Annotated in this window: 20 protein-coding genes and 2 pseudogenes; 19 read left to right on the top strand and 3 right to left on the bottom strand. The window is 35.9% G+C overall.

The window, feature by feature from the left end; genetic code table 11:
- The first annotated feature begins 118 nt into the window (after positions 1–118).
- The 7 genes from ACFVP7_RS14790 (at position 119) to ACFVP7_RS14760 (ending at position 6,267) form a co-directional block, all read left to right on the top strand.
- Positions 119–394 (top strand): barstar family protein, encoded by a 276-nt coding sequence (locus tag ACFVP7_RS14790; RefSeq protein ID WP_124072923.1) that lies wholly within the window; start codon positions 119–121, stop codon positions 392–394.
- Positions 395–727: 333 nt separating this feature from the next.
- On the top strand, positions 728–1,201 hold the full coding sequence (gene azlB / locus ACFVP7_RS14785; RefSeq protein ID WP_338730615.1) for an azlBCD operon transcriptional regulator AzlB: 474 nt from the start codon (positions 728–730) through the stop codon (positions 1,199–1,201).
- Between the two features lie 12 nt (positions 1,202–1,213).
- A complete protein-coding gene (gene azlC / locus ACFVP7_RS14780) occupies positions 1,214–1,978 on the top strand; it encodes an azaleucine resistance protein AzlC (protein ID WP_338730614.1) in 765 nt (254 codons plus the stop codon).
- Positions 1,975–2,307: a branched-chain amino acid transporter AzlD gene (gene azlD / locus ACFVP7_RS14775; RefSeq protein ID WP_041517953.1), complete on the top strand. Its 333-nt coding sequence runs from the start codon at positions 1,975–1,977 to the stop codon at positions 2,305–2,307. The genes azlC and azlD overlap by 4 nt, the downstream gene beginning before the upstream one ends.
- 160 nt (positions 2,308–2,467) lie before the next feature.
- Entirely contained in the window at positions 2,468–3,790 is a 1,323-nt protein-coding gene (brnQ, locus tag ACFVP7_RS14770) for a branched-chain amino acid transport system II carrier protein (RefSeq protein ID WP_161619578.1), read from the top strand.
- 404 nt (positions 3,791–4,194) lie between these two features.
- Positions 4,195–5,142, top strand: coding sequence for a CDF family zinc transporter CzcD (gene czcD / locus ACFVP7_RS14765; RefSeq protein WP_161986218.1), 948 nt, complete (start codon positions 4,195–4,197; stop codon positions 5,140–5,142).
- 87 nt (positions 5,143–5,229) lie between these two features.
- On the top strand, positions 5,230–6,267 hold the full coding sequence (locus ACFVP7_RS14760) for an NAD(P)/FAD-dependent oxidoreductase (protein WP_338730613.1): 1,038 nt from the start codon (positions 5,230–5,232) through the stop codon (positions 6,265–6,267).
- Between the two features lie 120 nt (positions 6,268–6,387).
- Here the strand turns inward: ACFVP7_RS14760 and czcR are convergent, their stop codons facing one another.
- The gene (gene czcR, locus ACFVP7_RS14755; protein WP_014480355.1) at positions 6,388–7,254 is read right to left on the bottom strand and encodes a LysR family transcriptional regulator CzcR; all 867 of its coding nucleotides are present in this window, start codon (positions 7,252–7,254) and stop codon (positions 6,388–6,390) included.
- A 125-nt stretch (positions 7,255–7,379) separates the two neighbouring features.
- Between czcR and ACFVP7_RS14750 the strand changes: the two genes are divergently transcribed.
- The 3 genes from ACFVP7_RS14750 to ACFVP7_RS14740 all read left to right on the top strand — a co-directional run bounded on the left by ACFVP7_RS14750 (position 7,380) and on the right by ACFVP7_RS14740 (position 10,091).
- Positions 7,380–8,345, top strand: a complete 966-nt coding sequence (locus ACFVP7_RS14750; RefSeq protein ID WP_038829688.1) for a DMT family transporter — start codon at positions 7,380–7,382, stop codon at positions 8,343–8,345.
- Positions 8,346–8,362: 17 nt separating this feature from the next.
- Complete coding sequence (locus tag ACFVP7_RS14745) at positions 8,363–8,506, top strand: YrzO family protein (RefSeq protein WP_017697705.1); 144 nt, start codon at positions 8,363–8,365, stop codon at positions 8,504–8,506.
- A gap of 280 nt (positions 8,507–8,786) precedes the next feature.
- The gene (locus ACFVP7_RS14740; protein ID WP_396582376.1) at positions 8,787–10,091 is read left to right on the top strand and encodes a hemolysin family protein; all 1,305 of its coding nucleotides are present in this window, start codon (positions 8,787–8,789) and stop codon (positions 10,089–10,091) included.
- A 156-nt stretch (positions 10,092–10,247) separates the two neighbouring features.
- On the opposite strand, the gene bltD is transcribed toward ACFVP7_RS14740, so the two are convergent.
- Both bltD and blt read right to left on the bottom strand, forming a co-directional pair.
- Positions 10,248–10,706, bottom strand: a complete 459-nt coding sequence (gene bltD, locus ACFVP7_RS14735) for a spermine/spermidine acetyltransferase (protein ID WP_283933588.1) — start codon at positions 10,704–10,706, stop codon at positions 10,248–10,250.
- A gap of 199 nt (positions 10,707–10,905) precedes the next feature.
- Entirely contained in the window at positions 10,906–12,108 is a 1,203-nt protein-coding gene (blt, locus tag ACFVP7_RS14730) for a multidrug efflux MFS transporter Blt (protein ID WP_338730611.1), read from the bottom strand.
- A 116-nt stretch (positions 12,109–12,224) separates the two neighbouring features.
- On the opposite strand from blt, the gene bltR reads away from it, so the two are divergent.
- From bltR to ACFVP7_RS14685, 9 genes and pseudogenes are all read left to right on the top strand, one after another.
- A complete protein-coding gene (gene bltR / locus ACFVP7_RS14725) occupies positions 12,225–13,046 on the top strand; it encodes a multidrug efflux transcriptional regulator BltR (protein ID WP_338730610.1) in 822 nt (273 codons plus the stop codon).
- 43 nt (positions 13,047–13,089) lie between these two features.
- Positions 13,090–13,203: pseudogene (locus tag ACFVP7_RS14720) on the top strand (N-acetylmuramoyl-L-alanine amidase); the annotation flags it as partial.
- Positions 13,157–13,329, top strand: a pseudogene (locus ACFVP7_RS14715) (hypothetical protein). The pseudogenes ACFVP7_RS14720 and ACFVP7_RS14715, both read left to right, overlap by 47 nt.
- Positions 13,330–13,551: 222 nt before the next feature.
- Positions 13,552–14,112 (top strand): cupin domain-containing protein, encoded by a 561-nt coding sequence (locus tag ACFVP7_RS14710; RefSeq protein ID WP_029318137.1) that lies wholly within the window; start codon positions 13,552–13,554, stop codon positions 14,110–14,112.
- A gap of 379 nt (positions 14,113–14,491) precedes the next feature.
- Positions 14,492–14,827, top strand: coding sequence for a sulfurtransferase (locus ACFVP7_RS14705; protein ID WP_124058699.1), 336 nt, complete (start codon positions 14,492–14,494; stop codon positions 14,825–14,827).
- Between the two features lie 3 nt (positions 14,828–14,830).
- Positions 14,831–15,091, top strand: coding sequence for a metal-sensitive transcriptional regulator (locus tag ACFVP7_RS14700; protein ID WP_003237170.1), 261 nt, complete (start codon positions 14,831–14,833; stop codon positions 15,089–15,091).
- A gap of 134 nt (positions 15,092–15,225) precedes the next feature.
- A complete protein-coding gene (locus ACFVP7_RS14695; RefSeq protein ID WP_024572226.1) occupies positions 15,226–15,708 on the top strand; it encodes a DsrE/DsrF/DrsH-like family protein in 483 nt (160 codons plus the stop codon).
- 42 nt (positions 15,709–15,750) lie between these two features.
- Positions 15,751–16,119 carry a rhodanese-like domain-containing protein gene (locus ACFVP7_RS14690; protein ID WP_130572597.1) on the top strand — a complete coding sequence of 123 codons (369 nt, stop codon included), beginning with the start codon at positions 15,751–15,753 and terminating at the stop codon, positions 16,117–16,119.
- A 65-nt stretch (positions 16,120–16,184) separates the two neighbouring features.
- The gene (locus ACFVP7_RS14685) at positions 16,185–16,742 is read left to right on the top strand and encodes a sulfurtransferase TusA family protein (RefSeq protein WP_338730609.1); all 558 of its coding nucleotides are present in this window, start codon (positions 16,185–16,187) and stop codon (positions 16,740–16,742) included.
- Positions 16,743–16,752 lie beyond the last annotated feature (10 nt).

The following is a 16,752-nucleotide window of genomic DNA, read 5'->3' as shown; positions in this document are numbered from 1 at the left end:
AAACACCAATAGTTTCATCCTATCGGTGTTTTTTATTTGTTTTCAGCCTCATTTGGACAAACAGCTGTTACATAGTAAACGTTTGTTAAGATAAAATAAATGGAGGGCACAGTTTCTAATGAGAAAAATAATGATAGATGGAAGAGACTTTGAAAATATAGAAGTTTTACATGATGTTTTAAAAGATAAATTAGACTTCCCAAACTACTATGGGAGAAATTTAGACACTTTATGGGATTGCCTGACAGGGTGGGTGGATTTGCCGCTCACTTTAGTCTTGATAAATTTTGAGTTTAGTAAAAAGTTTTTAGGTTCATACGCTGATGATGTATTAGAAGTTTTACTAGAGGCTCAAGAGGAATTAGAGGACGAGTTTAAAATAATAATAGAGTAGACTTTCTGTTTTGTGAATTTTAACAATTTTCGTTCGCAGAAAAAGGCAATAGGGCACCACAAATTAAAATTTCGGTGAGACCGCAATAACTTTTTGGCTTCTGATAAGTTTCTTATGATGTTGGTATCAAGTCACACAAGTACATAACTCTCCCATGACTTCTTTCTGATGTAAGTTAATTTCATTATGAGTTAATCGCGAGGATAATTTCAATCTGTGAATAATACTTTAAAAGAATTTAAATTTAAATAATATTTAATTAACGAATAAAAATTCGTTATTATTTAAAATGGATGAAATATAATTCTGTTAAGTTGTATTGGGGGTTATCAAATGAGTATTATGCTTGACGAAACTGATAAGGCCATTTTAAGAGAATTGCAGGAAGATGCTTCAATATCAAATTTAAATTTATCTAAGAAAATTGGGCTTTCACCATCAGCTTGCCTTGTAAGAACAAAGAACCTAGTAGAAGCAGGTATAATTAAAAAGTTTACGACTATTGTTGATGAGAAAAAACTTGGAATCGAAGTCACAGCTCTAGCTCTCATCAATTTATCACCCTTAAATAGGGAGACAATTCATTCATTTTTAGAGGATATAAACAAATTCCCACAGGTTCAAGAATGCTACATACTTACAGGAAGCCATGACTATATGCTTAAGATTGTGGCGAAGGACATGGAGAGTTATCGGAATTTTATCATTGATTCATTAATGCAGAACCCTGCTATTAGTGGAGTTGACACAAGCATAGTCATGAGTACAGAAAAAAGAACTGTCAGTGTGCCAATTGATGAAATGTAGGAGGTTGTTGATTTGAATAAAAATAAAGAATCGTTACATTTAAGCTCTCCTGCTATAAACACTCATATGAATAAGAGAGGTCAAATATGGGCTGCATTTCGTTCTGCATTCCCATATACAATTCCGATTTTTGCGGGGTTTTTATTTTTGGGGATAGCTTATGGAATCTTTATGCATTCTTTGGGATTTAGCGCAATCTATCCAATCATCATGAGTTTTATGATATTTGCGGGCTCAATGGAGTTTGTTGCAGCGAATTTTTTACTTGGTGCGTTCAACCCTATGAATGCTCTTTTTTTGACGTTAATGGTCAATGCCCGGCATTTGTTTTATGGAATTTCCATGTTGGATAAGTACAGGGGGATTGGAAAGAAAAAGCTTTATCTGATTTTCGGAATGTGCGATGAATCATTTTCTATCAATTATACTGCTAATGTTCCGGCGAATGTTGACAAGGGCTGGTTTATGTTTTTTGTGACACTGCTTAATCATTTATATTGGGTCGCGGGGGCAGCGATAGGAGGTATTTTTGGGTCGTACGTGAAGTTTAATACCGAAGGGCTTGATTTTGTGATGACTTCTCTGTTTATTGTGATATTCATAGAACAATGGATGAAAGAGAAAAAGCATTACAGTGCTCTCACAGGACTTGGACTTTCAGTAGCCAGTCTTATCCTTTTTGGCGGAAACCAATTTATTATTCCTGCTATGCTCGCCATTTTAGGGGTACTGACTGTTCTGAGAAAACCATTGGAGAAAGCTGAGGTTTCCGTATGACGATGACTATGATGCAGCAAATGATCACCATTGCAATGGTCGTGCTTGGAACAATGCTGACACGGTTCCTTCCATTCATGATTTTCCCGTCTGGTAAACCGACACCGAAATATGTACAGTATCTTGGTAAAGTGCTGCCATCAGCGGTAATCGGGCTTTTGGTCATTTATTGTTTGAAAGATGTGAGTCTGCTTTCTGGAAGTCATGGCATTCCTGAATTGGTTGGGGCAGCTGCAGTTGTACTGCTTCACTTGTGGAAGAAAAATATGCTTCTTTCCATAGCGGGGGGAACCGTTGTTTATATGGTTTTGGTGCAATTGGTTTTTTAACCGATATCGGAAACTATCAAATCATGCTTTTATTAAACTTGATAAAAATATATAAAACTGACACAAGCTTATTTTGGAATCAACACTGTACCAGTGCAAATAGCATCTGTAATGTTTCCTGGCTATTCAAGAAGTGTCTACTTTAATCGGAGGATATATAATGTCAAAAAAAGTGTCTGCTTCCTATATCATCATTATAGGATTAATGCTATTTGCATTGTTTTTTGGAGCAGGAAATCTCATTTTTCCGCCTATGCTTGGTCAAATGGCTGGAAAAAATGTATGGATCGCTAATGCAGGTTTCTTAGTGACCGGAGTTGGATTGCCATTACTGGCTATAACAGCATTTGTTTTTTCAGGTAAACAAAACTTACAGTCGTTAGCCAGCCGTGTTCACCCGGTGTTTGGCATTGTATTTACGACGATTCTCTATTTGGCAATCGGGCCTTTTTTCGCTATCCCGAGATCAGGAAACGTATCGTTTGAAATTGGGGTAAAACCTTTTTTATCAAATGATGCAGGCCCTGTCTCATTGATCATATTTACAATATTATTTTTCGCATTGGCATGCTTGTTATCACTTAATCCTTCAAAAATCATTGATATAGTTGGAAAATTTTTGACGCCAATTAAGCTGACATTTATCGGATTGCTTGTAGTGGTAGCTCTTATTCGCCCAATTGGAACCATTCAAGCACCATCAAAAGGGTACACATCACAAGCGTTTTTTAAAGGATTTCAGGAAGGATACCTCACTCTGGATGCCCTTGTAGCATTTGTTTTTGGAATTATCATCGTGAATGCATTGAAAGAACAAGGAGCTTCTACCAAAAAACAGCTGATGGTTGTTTGTGCAAAAGCAGCCGCGATTGCAGCTGTACTCTTAGCAGTTATGTATACAGCTCTTTCCTATATGGGGGCTTCCAGCGTTGAAGAACTGGGAATTTTAGAAAATGGAGCAGAGGTTTTGGCTAAGGTTTCATCCTATTATTTTGGATCTTATGGTTCAATCTTATTGGGCTTAATGATTACAGTGGCGTGTCTGACGACAAGTGTCGGACTGATCACAGCGTGTTCTTCATTTTTTCATGAATTATTTCCGAACATTTCTTATAAAAAAATTGCTGTTGTTTTATCAGTGTTTAGTACGCTTGTCGCAAATATAGGATTAACCCAGCTTATTAAGGTGTCAATGCCTGTCTTACTGACGATGTATCCTATTGCGATTTCCTTAATATTTTTAACGTTTTTGCATTCTGTATTTAAAGGGAAGACAGAAGTGTATCAAGGCAGTTTATTATTCGCATTCATCATCAGCTTATTTGACGGTTTGAAGGAGGCGGGAATAAAAATTGAAGTTGTGAATCATATTTTCTCTCAGATTCTCCCTATGTATAACATAGGGCTGGGGTGGCTCATTCCAGCTATTGCAGGGGGTATATGCGGCTATATACTGAGTATATTCCGAACAAAAACAAGTTGATCAATCAACAGCAATATCACTCAGATCTGCAGGAAGGACAAAGTGCTTGTTCGCCGGTTGCATTGCTTATTAAATGTGTTCAACCAAATTTACAATCATCCTTCCTCTAAATTGTAGTTGAATACTACCCTCAAATGCTTGATTTAAGAAAAGGATAGAGAAACTAGGTTAGCGGAGTAAACCATGGGTTTGCTCCGCTTTTTTATGTTTCTAAAAGAATAATTAAGGAGGTATGTGGATTTCTATAAAAAATATTTTGACATTTCAGTAAAGAGCAGATATATTTATATATGAACACATGATCATATATAAATATTATTTGCATCATGTTAGAATGCTTCATAACAGATTTGAAATAATAAATACATATGCATCAATAAACTTTAGGTAAGGAGGAGTTTTTTATGGGTCACAATCATAGTCATAATCATAATGAAGGAGCAAATAAAAAGGTTTTATTGATCTCTTTTATCATGATTACAGGTTATATGATAATAGAAGCTATAGCTGGATTTTTAACAAATAGTCTGGCGCTTTTATCTGATGCAGGCCATATGCTGAGTGATTCAATTTCATTAATGGTTGCCCTGATTGCTTTTACATTAGCTGAAAAAAAGGCAAATCACAATAAGACATTCGGCTATAAACGATTTGAGATTCTTGCAGCTGTGATAAACGGTGCTGCCTTAATTCTTATTTCTCTTTATATCATTTATGAAGCAATCGAACGCTTCTCTCATCCACCAGAAGTAGCAACAACCGGCATGCTTACAATTAGTATCATCGGGTTAGTTGTGAATCTATTGGTCGCTTGGATTATGATGAGTGGCGGAGATACAAAGAATAATCTGAATATAAGAGGAGCTTATTTACATGTAATAAGCGATATGCTCGGCTCTGTAGGTGCCATTTTAGCTGCCATACTTATCATCTTCTTTGGATGGGGCTGGGCAGATCCATTGGCTAGTATCATTGTGGCTATTCTTGTTCTAAGAAGCGGTTACAATGTGACTAAAGATTCCATTCACATCTTAATGGAAGGAACTCCAGAAAATATCGATGTCTCTGATATCATTCGTACAATTGAAGGGACAGAGGGAATTCAAAACATTCATGATTTACACATATGGTCTATCACAAGCGGATTGAATGCTCTTTCTTGCCATGCAGTTGTGGACGATCAACTGACCATTTCAGAAAGTGAAAATATTTTACGCAAAATTGAACATGAACTTGAGCATAAAGGCATTACGCACGTAACCATTCAAATGGAAACCGAAGCGCATAATCACGACAATGCGATCCTTTGTCAGCCCAAAATGGAGAAGCCGCGTGACCACCATCACCATTAAATTTTTTATCTAACTTTATAGTGAGGAGATCAACTAGCATTTTGCAGATTCTGTCTACTGACAATTTGAAATTGGCGGGGTGATAATGTGTACGACACTATCGTAATCGGGGCTGGTCAAGCAGGGATCTCGATAGGATATTATCTTAAGCAGTCCGATCAAAAGTTTATCATTTTGGATAAAAGTCATGAGGTGGGGGAGAGCTGGAAAGATCGGTATGACTCATTAGTTTTATTTACTTCTCGAATGTATAGCTCTTTGCCTGGAATGCATCTTGAAGGAGAAAAACATGGATTTCCTACAAAAAATGAAATTGTTGCTTATCTAAAGAAGTATGTTAAAAAATTTGAAATTCCAATCCAGTTACGGACAGAAGTAATAAGTGTCCTAAAAATAAAGAATTATTTCTTAATAAAAACAAATCGGGAAGAATATCAAACGAAGAATCTTGTCATTGCTACAGGGCCTTTTCATACCCCTAGTATTCCATCAATATCAAAGGATTTAGCTGATCATATTAATCAACTACACTCATCACAATATAAGAATTCAAAACAATTGGCATATGGAAATGTACTAGTAGTTGGTGGTGGGAATAGTGGTGCTCAGATAGCTGTTGAATTATCCAAAGAAAGAGTTACATATTTAGCCTGTAGTAATAAACTAGTTTATTTCCCTTTAATGATCGGAAAAAGAAGCATCTTTTGGTGGTTTGATAAATTAGGAGTTTTACATGCAAGTCATACATCAATAGTAGGCAAATTCATTCAAAAGAAAGGTGATCCAGTATTTGGGCATGAATTAAAACATGCAATAAAACAGAAGGAGATCATCTTAAAAAAAAGAGTCATTGCCGCAAAGCAAAATGAAATCATTTTTAAAGATTCATCTACATTAGAAGTAAACAATATTATTTGGGCTACTGGTTTCAGGAATCCCTTATGTTGGATAAATATAAAAGGTGTTTTGGATCAAGAAGGTCGAATCATACATCATAGAGGTGTTTCACCTGTAGAAGGATTGTACTTTATAGGGCTGCCTTGGCAGCATAAGCGAGGTTCAGCGTTGCTTCAAGGCGTAGGAAATGATGCTGAATACATTGTAAAACAATTGAACGGTGAATAAACGAAGCAGAGCAGTAACTCACATGTTTACTGCTCTATTTTTTGCGTGAATAAGGGTAGCGAAGTGGAGATGCGCTTTCTCTTTTATTTAAGAAGTTAACATAGAAAGAGAAAAAGCACTTTAAGACATACTCATATTTTTATGTTCAACAATGGTCTTAAGGAGGCTGCGCATTGAATTTGTCAGGTACGCATCTTTATGGCGTATAAAAATTGTTGAGATACAGCTGTCTTTCTCAGGTAATGGGTGACAATAAACCTTACCTTGTGCAGCTAGATGCATAACAGCAGATTCCGGTACCACTGTTATACCGAGTCCAAGTGCAACACTATTTAAGATTGTCTCCAGGATGTTAAATTCCATCATTCTGTTTGGGAGCACACCTTCATCTTTGAGCCATTGTTCAAGCCTAGATCGATACCCGCACCCCTGATTAAAAACAAGAATCGGAGTCGTTGAAAAATCCTCTATATTAAACGTTTTGTTACTGGTTACAAGAGTAAGTTTTTCAGTATAAACATCATACTGTTCCAGAATAGAATGTTTCAAAGGACCTGAAATAAAAGCTCCGTCTAATTCGTGATTCATGACCTTTTTAATAAGTTCCTCTGTTAGACCAGCCTGCAATGATAAATCCACATTAGGATACTTTTTATAATAGGAAGCTATGATGGTCGGCAGTATCCTCACTGTTTCCACTGTACCGATTTTTAATATTCCAGATGGTATTTCAGTATCTAGAAAGACCTGCTCCAGTTCTTCAACATCTTTCAAAATTTTGTTAACGTATTCAATCATTTTTCGGCCCTCTGGGCTTAGTGAAACCCCTTTTTTATGGCGATTGAAAAGAGGTGTTTTGAGCTCATTCTCTAATTGCTTAATCCGCGCAGTTACATTAGATTGTACATAATTTAACTCTTTTGCAGCACCGGTAATACTCTTGTGATGGGCTACGCATTTGAAAATTTGTAAGTCTCGCAGTTCCATGAAGATCCCCCCTTCATTAAAGTATCATTATCAATGATGTTTTTCATCACTTTTGTTCATTTTACTTGATGCTTACTTCTTTTTATAATTCTCATTGTAATTTTAAAGAAAAGGAGGGGAATTCAATGAAAAAAAGTCAATTATTCATTGGTGCCCTTACATGTTTAGTGGCAAGTATGTCTTGGGGCGCGATGTTTCCAGTTGCAGATCATGCATTAGAATTTATTGATCCGTTTTATTTTTCATTTATTCGCTACGGTGTGGTAACAATTATGTTAGTGATTTTATTATTAGTGAGAGAAGGAAAAAAATCATTTCATTTAGAGGGTAAAGCAAAATGGATCATTTTATTTGGGGTGATGGCGTTTACTGTATACAATGTTCTTATTTTTTTAGGTCAAAGGTTGATGGGGAAGTCTGGAATTATGACAGCGTCCATTGCCGAGGCACTCATGCCGATGCTTTCAATTGTTATTCTATGGGGATATAAACATGTGAAACCTAAAAAATACACAATGATCAGTATATTGATTGCCTTTTTGGGGGCTTCGATGGTCATAACCAAAGGTAATATAAGTTTCTTTTTTTCATTAGGGGATCATCTATTCTCGCTACTCTTTATATTCATTGGTGTTTTAGGATGGGTTGTCTACACAATGGGGGGACAGTTATTCCAAGAGTGGTCCACACTTCGTTATTCAACATTGACATGTTTATTCGGCACAGCTATAACAGGAATCATGACAGCTATACTTACCGCGCAAGGTTACGTGTCGGTACCGAGTATTAAAGTAGTTGCAGCAATTAAGTATGATTTTTTATTTATGATTACTTTACCAGGTATCATAGCCCTCCTTAGTTGGAACTATGGCATTAAAATCCTATCATCCATTAACGGGATTTTATTTATTAACTTTGTCCCCATCACTACATTGTTAATCATGGTGATCAAAGGATATAACATAACTGCTTTTGATATAGTAGGAACACTGTTTGTCATTATTGGACTCATTTTAAATAACATATATCAGCGTAAGGAAGATTATAAGCAGGTATTGCAAAAAGAAAAAACACATTTGACTATCACTTAGACGGTGGGGGATTTAAAATGTTTGAAGGTTTATTGTTTTTCATTTCAGCTGGAATTGTCTGTGAACTTGCTGCAATTAATAGAAATGGCCGCAAAAATATAAAGCAACAGGCGGAATTGATTCAAATTTTAAGAGAAAACCTTAATAAAGACATCAAATAAATTAAGACGGTTGGGTATTATTGACCACACCAGAAAATTCAGGTGTGTTTTTATTTTGCTTTCTTTTTTAAGCCTTAAAACGTCATCAATCGCTAGTTAAATACTATGGGAACCACTCTTCATACGGAAAAAGATGATTATTTACATCATTCAGAGTTGATTTTAGGTTCTTTTGAACTTATAATGTTATATATACTGTTTTTTGTTTATTCAGAAAAAACGGGTTAGAAAAATAAATATTTATATCGGAGGTGTACACCTTACTAAGTAAGGCAAATCATTGACAACCATTAACCTTATAATCTTTACTATTTTAATTGTCTTAACAGCATTTTTTGTTGCGACTGAATTTGCGATAGTAAAGATCAGGTCATCAAAAATTGACCAACTCATATTAGAGGGAAAAAAAGGTGCCGTATCAGCCAAAAAGGTCATTACTCATTTGGACGAATATTTGTCAGCTTGTCAATTAGGGATCACGGTTACAGCGTTGGGAATTGGCTGGGTTGGAGAATCGACTTTTGAAGTGATTTTGCACCCCTTATTTGCTCATTTTCATGTAAGTGAAACAGTCTCACATGTATTGATCTTAGTGATTGCTTTTGTGATTGCGACTTTTTTGCACGTTGTAGTTGGAGAACTTGCTCCTAAAACACTCGCTATCCAAAAAGCGGAAACCATCACTCTTTTGACTGCAAAGCCAATTATTTGGTTTTACCGCATCCTGTTCCCTTTTATATGGTTTTTAAATGGTTCAGCCCGGTTTATAGTAGGACTCTTCGGTTTGAAACCTGCATCAGAACATGAACTTGCTCATTCTGAAGAAGAACTGCGCATCTTACTGTCTGAAAGCTATAAGAGCGGTGAAATCAATAAAAATGAGTTGAAATATGTAAATAATATTTTTGAATTTGATGAAAGAATTGCCAAAGAAATTATGATTCCGAGAAGAGAGATCGTAGCGATTTCTAGGGAGGATTCTTATGAAACTATTGTTAAGACCATTAAGACAGAGAGTTATACAAGGTACCCAGTCCTAAATGGAGATAAAGATTCAATCATTGGTTTTATCAATGCTAAAGAATTCTTGTCAGCTTATATTGACACAGACCAGAAGATAAAAGAGGATTTCAAGTTAGAAAATCATATCAACCCTGTTATCCATGTTATTGAATCCGTTCCAATTCATGATTTATTGGTAAAAATGCAAAAAGAGCGAACACATATCGCTATTCTTGTGGATGAATATGGCGGCACTTCAGGTTTAGTCACTGCTGAAGATATTCTTGAAGAAATTGTCGGGGAAATCAGAGATGAATTTGATAAAGATGAAGTGCCTGATATTAGAAAAGTAAATGATAATCACTATATCTTAGATTCGAAAGTGCTCATTGAGGATGTAAATGATTTATTGGGAACGGCGTTAGAAAGTGACGAAGTGGATACAATAGGCGGCTGGTTTATGACTCAACAAATAGACGCTGCAGTTGGGTCCGTTATAGAAGCCAATGGGTATATTTTTAAAGTGTACAAAACAGTTGGCCGGCATATTAATTATTTAGAAATTGTCCGGAAAAAAGAATAACATCTGGATAAAACACATGAGATTTTGACTAATAAGATGCTTAAAGCCTGAGATGAAATTTTCATCCAGGCTTTTTTAAACAATGATCTTGCAGTTTAAGTAGGTAATCATGATCGAAGTTCAAACGTTTCTCAGCAAACAAGGAGGCTTGGATATCTATAGCTCTTTTACCATTACCTTCTCACCATTAAAGTCGAGTTCACCATTAAATCGAAAACCAAACCTTTGATAAAGGCGTATAGCATGAATATTATTTTCAAATATACTTAAATAAATTCTCTTGCATTTATATAGCTCAGCAAGGTGCTGAATGAGGGCTTTAAGCATTTTCTTCCCTAATCCTTTTCCCTGATAGCGTTCGTCAATAAAAAATCGGTCAAGCCAGACTCGTCCGTTTTTATTATCTTCATCATACTCGGGAAACAATCCATACATTGCAAAACCGACTAGATCTCCTTCATAGTAAAGCCCGACAGGTTTATAATAGTGACATTCTTTTGCATCCTCTAAACATATTTTTGTAGATTCAATATATGATAATTGATTCTGGCTGACATGCAGATCAAGAATTGCAGCACGATTATCATCAGTTACTGCTTTTATGTTTATACTCATACTACATTCTCCTTTTTTCTTATCCCGGTTAGGCTGCGGCTTAAGGTGATGGCAGATGAAATCCTGATATTGCTAAAACTCAGCATAAACTATTTTCACATCAAGCAACATGTAGCCTATCAAATTAAGTACCTTTTCTTATTGTGCCTAACCAGGGGCATTCCCTGCATCCAAATGACTTTGCTTTATAGAAAATGAATTAATTCAAAGCTGCAGCATCATTCTTTTTTTCTTTCCAAACCATTGTAAGACCAAGGCCGACAATCATAACGAAACCTGCAAAAAGGAAAGGATAATGAATGTTAAGATCAAATAGTATACCGCCTAGAGCAGGTCCAAATATATTTCCCAGGCTGGTGTATGTGGAGTTCATGCCTGCTACGAAACCCTGCTGGTTACCGGCCATATTGGATAAATGAGCGGTTAAGGCGGGACGTAGCAAATCGAACGCTAGAAAAATAAAACAAGTTACAAGCAAAACAGTTAAAAATCCTGACATAACAGTAGACACGAAAGTCAAGATCGCACCGGTTATTAAGCACAGCTGAATCATTCTTTTCTCTCCAAGTTTGTTGACCAATTTCCCGAATAGTAAAACTTGAATAACTACCGCAACAATGGAACTAATCGTAATAATGGCTGCAATATCTTTTGGTGTGAAGCCAAATTTATGATCAGAAAACAAGCTGAATACCGTTTCATAAGCTGATAAACCAAAAGCCATTACAAAGACGATAATAAATGCAATGAAATAGACAGGATGAATGGATCTCTTCAAGTCTTTAATAAAATTTGATTCCTTTGTATGAGATGAGAGTTGATGGCGTTCTTCTGTCGACAATGACTCTTTTAGTATAAAAACGGAAGTGACAGCTGCTATTAACGCGATGGCGGAGGCGAAGAAAAACGGCATGCGGATACCAAAGCCGGCAATAAATCCTCCCGCACCAGGCCCAATAATAAAGCCGGTGCTAATTGCAGCAGAAACATACCCCATAGCCTTTGACCTTTCCTTTAGGGTTGTAATATCAGCTACATATGCTGTTACCGCGGGCATGATAAAAGCCGCACTTATACCACCCAATATCCTCGAGAAATAAAATATTGAAACATGGGTCCCTAATCCGAAAATCAACTCAGATAAACTGAATATAAGCAACCCGAGAATAATCATTTTTTTTCTCCCAAAACGGTCAACCCACCTACCTGCAAAAGGTGAAGTAATTAACTGAGAAATGGCAAAAGCCGCAACAAGATAACCCATTGTGCTGCCGGATAAATGCATGATTTTCATAAAAGAAGGCATAACTGGAATGATTAAACCGATACCAAGAAATGCTACGAAGATGTTGCTTAATAGTATAATGAATATTGTTTTTTGCTCATTTATTGATTTTTTCATCTGAATTCCCCTTTTACTCAATTGAACCCTTTTTACCTATCCTTTTCGCTTGAAGCTTTTTTCAAGTACAATCAAATCATAAGGTATATGGTTACCGTATAGTCAAGGAGGTTTTTATGAGCGAAGATGTTAAGAAGTATTTCACAACAGGGGAGTTTTCGAAGCTCTGCCGTGTAAAAAAACAAACCTTATTTCATTATGATGAGATTGGTCTTTTCTCGCCGGAAATAAAAAAAGAAAATGGGTATAGATATTATTCCTATCATCAATTTGAGATTTTTCAAGTCATCACTCTATTTAAAGAGCTTGGGGTTCCATTAAAAGAAATAAAATGTCTAATAAAAGGAAAAACACCAGACAAGATCCTGCATGTTCTAAAAGAAAAGTCTATTGAGATTGATAAAAAAATAAATGAGCTTAAGCAGTTGCAAACGATCTTACAAACAAAAGTGACGCTTACAGAACAAGCACTTGAGACTGATTTTTCCTCAATTTCTTTTGAATATTTAAATGAAGAAACATTCATGTTAAGCCGAAAAACATTAAACTTACCGGAACGAAAATATGTGGCAGCCATTTCAGAACTCATTCATGAAGTTCAGCAATATGAATTAGATGAAGGATATCCGATAGGCGGAATCTTTGCACGGGAACAAATCTTAGAAAAAGACTTCTACAATTACAGTTACTTTTATATAAAAGTAAAAAATGGGGCAGAGAACATAAATTATCATGTACGGCCAAAAGGCCTGTATGCAGTTGGATATGAAATAGGCGGAAATACTGAAGAGGCGTACCGGAGAATCATTGAGTTCATTGAAAAGAATGGAATGCAAATAGGGGAAAATGCATATGAGGAATATATGCTGGATGAGATGGTAGTTGACGGGTATGAAAATACATATGCAAAAATCCTCCTTCAAGTTAAAGAGGTGTAAGATTATCAAAAGAATATAAACTGGTTTACTAAAAGCGAGCCCACATACAGGTGACGGTACAAACTGCACTGGGAACCGCAAGTCTATCGGCGTTGAAATATGCTATAACGATTCAGCAGGCGCTAAATACTACGCTACTGAAAAGCTGGCCATCAAGGCGCATCCAAAGAGATAAATCTAAAAGAGCTGGGATAGGGGGGGGGCAAACAACAGAATTCCGTATACTCTGTTGTTGTGCTATGTAAATGTTCAAAAGCCATTTAGGATCGTTGACCTTTGGTAATCCATCATATAAAAATGTCATTCGATGTCTTGTTAACAAAGGCTAGTGAAATTCAACAGCCAGAAAACGATTACAAGGTCGGTGATAAATTATTCATCCGTGAATCAAACGGTGATCGAACATTCATTTTTGTGTTTAATATGAGTTTTCTTGATTTAGCACACTCCCTTAATAAATGCATAGGATACTATCACAAAAATTTATAATTGCGGGGATCAAAAAATGTACTATAACCCTTTTTCGCCTCAATGTTATTATTATGTGACTGTACCGATGTATAATGATGGAAGATCTGTTTATTGGACTATTCCAAATGAGATGGAGAACGTACACAGAGGTGCCGATTTGCGCTCTTCATATGAAGATAGAAATCTTCTTTTAAAGGATTATGGACCAAAACCATTTGTTGTAAATATCAATAGAGCCACAAAACAAAACAATACGTTCCGTACTGCTTTATGGACAGGAAAGCATTTTCAAGTTACTTTGATGAGTCTTGGTATTGGAGAAGACATTGGTTTGGAAATCCATCCTAACGTTGACCAGTTCTTACGGATTGAGCAGGGGCGTGGGGTCGTCAAAATGGGAAAGAGCAAAGATCATTTGAACTTTCAAAGAAATGTTTATGATGATTCTGCCATTGTTGTACCTGCCGGCACTTGGCATAACGTGATTAATACAGGAAATACGCCATTAAAACTTTACTCCATTTATGCTCCTCCTAACCATCCATTTGGTACAGTTCATAAAACCAAAGCAGATGCAGTGGCTGCGGAAGATTAGCATAGTTATTCGCAGAATCACATCCAGCATGAAACATGGGGAACCAGTACCTAAGAATTGTTTTTATGCAAATGAAACCCAATGTAATATCCAAGCAGTCTTGTGCTAATTTTAAAAGTAATTGATAAAATAAAGTCGATTTAAAATAAAATCGGCTTATTTCTTTATTCAAGTTACTTTTAGCAGAATTGGCATTATCGAAATGTAAGTATTTTTTCAATTCGCGGATATTGAAATGAATCTATCAGCTCAAAGAAAGTGACTTTCACACTTGACTATATACCTATGGGGGTATATTATAGTTTTGTGAATAACAAAGAGTTAATAAGGTGGTGTAAGTAGTATCAATTATTTAGTTATTGCATTCCTGCTTATTTTTGTGATTATCATTGCAACGTATAGACGTTATTATCCTATAACCGGAATCTCTTGTATCCATAAAGATAAATTAAAGGCTATAGACATGACAATATTAGATATTCGCCATTATAACGATGTACCCAATTTTTCGGATAATATTATTTTAAACATCCCATATGCGTATCTAAAACGTTTTTATTTAGAGATTCCACGTGATAAAATACACATAATAGCTCGTGATCGGGTGGAATTAAATTTAGGAGTGCGTTTTCTAAAGCGCAAAGGTATCCATGTAAACAGTTATGAACTGGCAGCATGTAAATGTAAAAATAAATTTAAGAAAGGATTTCATTGATATATGGAGTATGATCAAAAGATTAAAAACCGTTTACGACGGATAGAAGGACAAATTAAAGGTGTATTGACTATGATGGAACAAGGAAAAGATTGTAGAGAGGTTGTGACCCAATTAGCAGCTTCCCGTAATGCTATCGATCGAGCGATGGGTTTAATTGTGAGCACAAACCTTGAACATTGTGTTCGTGAAAGTTTAGAAAAAGGCGAAGACACACAAAATTTAGTAAAAGAAGCAGTCGACTTATTGGTAAAGAGCCGATAAAAATTCATCAACCTAAGGTTGACGAATTTTTATATGCGTTATATTATACCCCTACTGGTATTTAAAGAGTTGTATAATAGAAAAATTTTTTTGGCTTCAATATACCCATGGGGGTAATTAGTTAGGAGAATAAAATGACAGAACAAACAAAACGCACAACAATTGTTTTATTTAGCGGGGATTATGATAAAGCAATGGCAGCATATATTATTGCAAATGGTGCAGCTGCCTACGATCATGAAGTGACGATCTTCCATACTTTTTGGGGATTAAACGCTTTACGTAAAGAAGAGCTGATTCCAGTGAAAAAAGGATTTCTTGAAAAAATGTTTGGAAAGATGATGCCTCGTGGTGCTGATAAGATGGGTTTATCTAAAATGAACTTTGCAGGTATGGGCCCTAAAATGATTAAAAATGTGATGAAAAAGCATAATGCACTTACATTACCTCAGTTGATTGAGATGGCTCAAGAACAGGGGGTAAAGCTCGTAGCTTGTACGATGACAATGGATCTTCTTGGTTTACAGGAAAAAGAACTATTAGATGATATCGACTATGCTGGTGTAGCAGCCTATTTGGCTGATGCTGAGGAAGGCAGTGTCAACTTATTTATCTAATGTTACTCATTGCTAAATAAATGAAGGGAAGTTATAAACACTATGGATAGTGGCGCCATGTTCATTATCTTACTCATTTTATTTTTACTTTGGTTCGTATTTCGACGTTTTTTATCATTGCAAGGTGTTAAACAAATAACAACTGCTGATTTAAAGTCAGAGCTGAAAAATAAAGACATACAGTTTATAGATGTGCGAACACCTTATGAGTTTCGTACAAAGCATATTAAAGGGTTCAAAAATTTTCCCTTGACTAACTTGCCTCGTCTAACGAATCAGCTTTCGAAAGACAAAGAAGTTTTTGTTATCTGTCAAAGCGGAATGAGAAGTTTAAAGGCAAGTAAAATATTGAAGAAACAAGGATTTAAAAAGATCACAAATATAAAAGGGGGTATGAATACATGGTATTAACTTCTAGGGAGAAACTTTTTGTATATTTATATACCCCCACCCCTATATGAGAAAAGGAGGAAAAAATGATGAAAGCAAATATTGTACTAGACGCTAAAGGTTTGGCGTGTCCAATGCCTATCGTAAAAACGAAGAAGAGAATGAAGGATATAAAAGCTGGTGAAGTATTGGAAATTCATGCGACAGATAAAGGTTCTACAGCAGATCTGGCAGCATGGGCAAAAAGTACAGGCCATGAATATCTAGGTACTGAAGCAGAGGGAGAAATACTTCGTCATTTTCTTCGAAAAGGAGGAGAGCATTCATCAGAAAATGCATCTTCAATTCCTGAGATTTCATTAGAAGCTTTCAAACAGAAAGTGGATAGTGACGAGTCTCTTAACATTTTAGATGTACGAGAGATAGAGGAGTATGAAAAAGCTCATATCCCTGGAGTTGTGCATATCCCTCTTGGTGAAGTGGAAAAGCGCTCTAACGAATTAAACGAAAATGATGAAATTTATATTATCTGCCATTCGGGAAGAAGAAGTGAAATGGCGGCCCGCACTATGAAAAAACAAGGTTTTAAAAAGGTTATTAATGTTGTTCCCGGTATGCGGGATTGGACAGGTAAAACAGAATAAACAAAAAGGA

It is taken from the genome of Bacillus sp. SG20033 (assembly GCF_044570195.1).
In the GTDB taxonomy this organism is placed as follows: domain Bacteria; phylum Bacillota; class Bacilli; order Bacillales; family Bacillaceae; genus Bacillus; species Bacillus subtilis.
The sequence above is the reverse complement of the archived record's forward strand: the minus strand, read 5'-3'. Positions and strand labels throughout refer to the sequence as shown.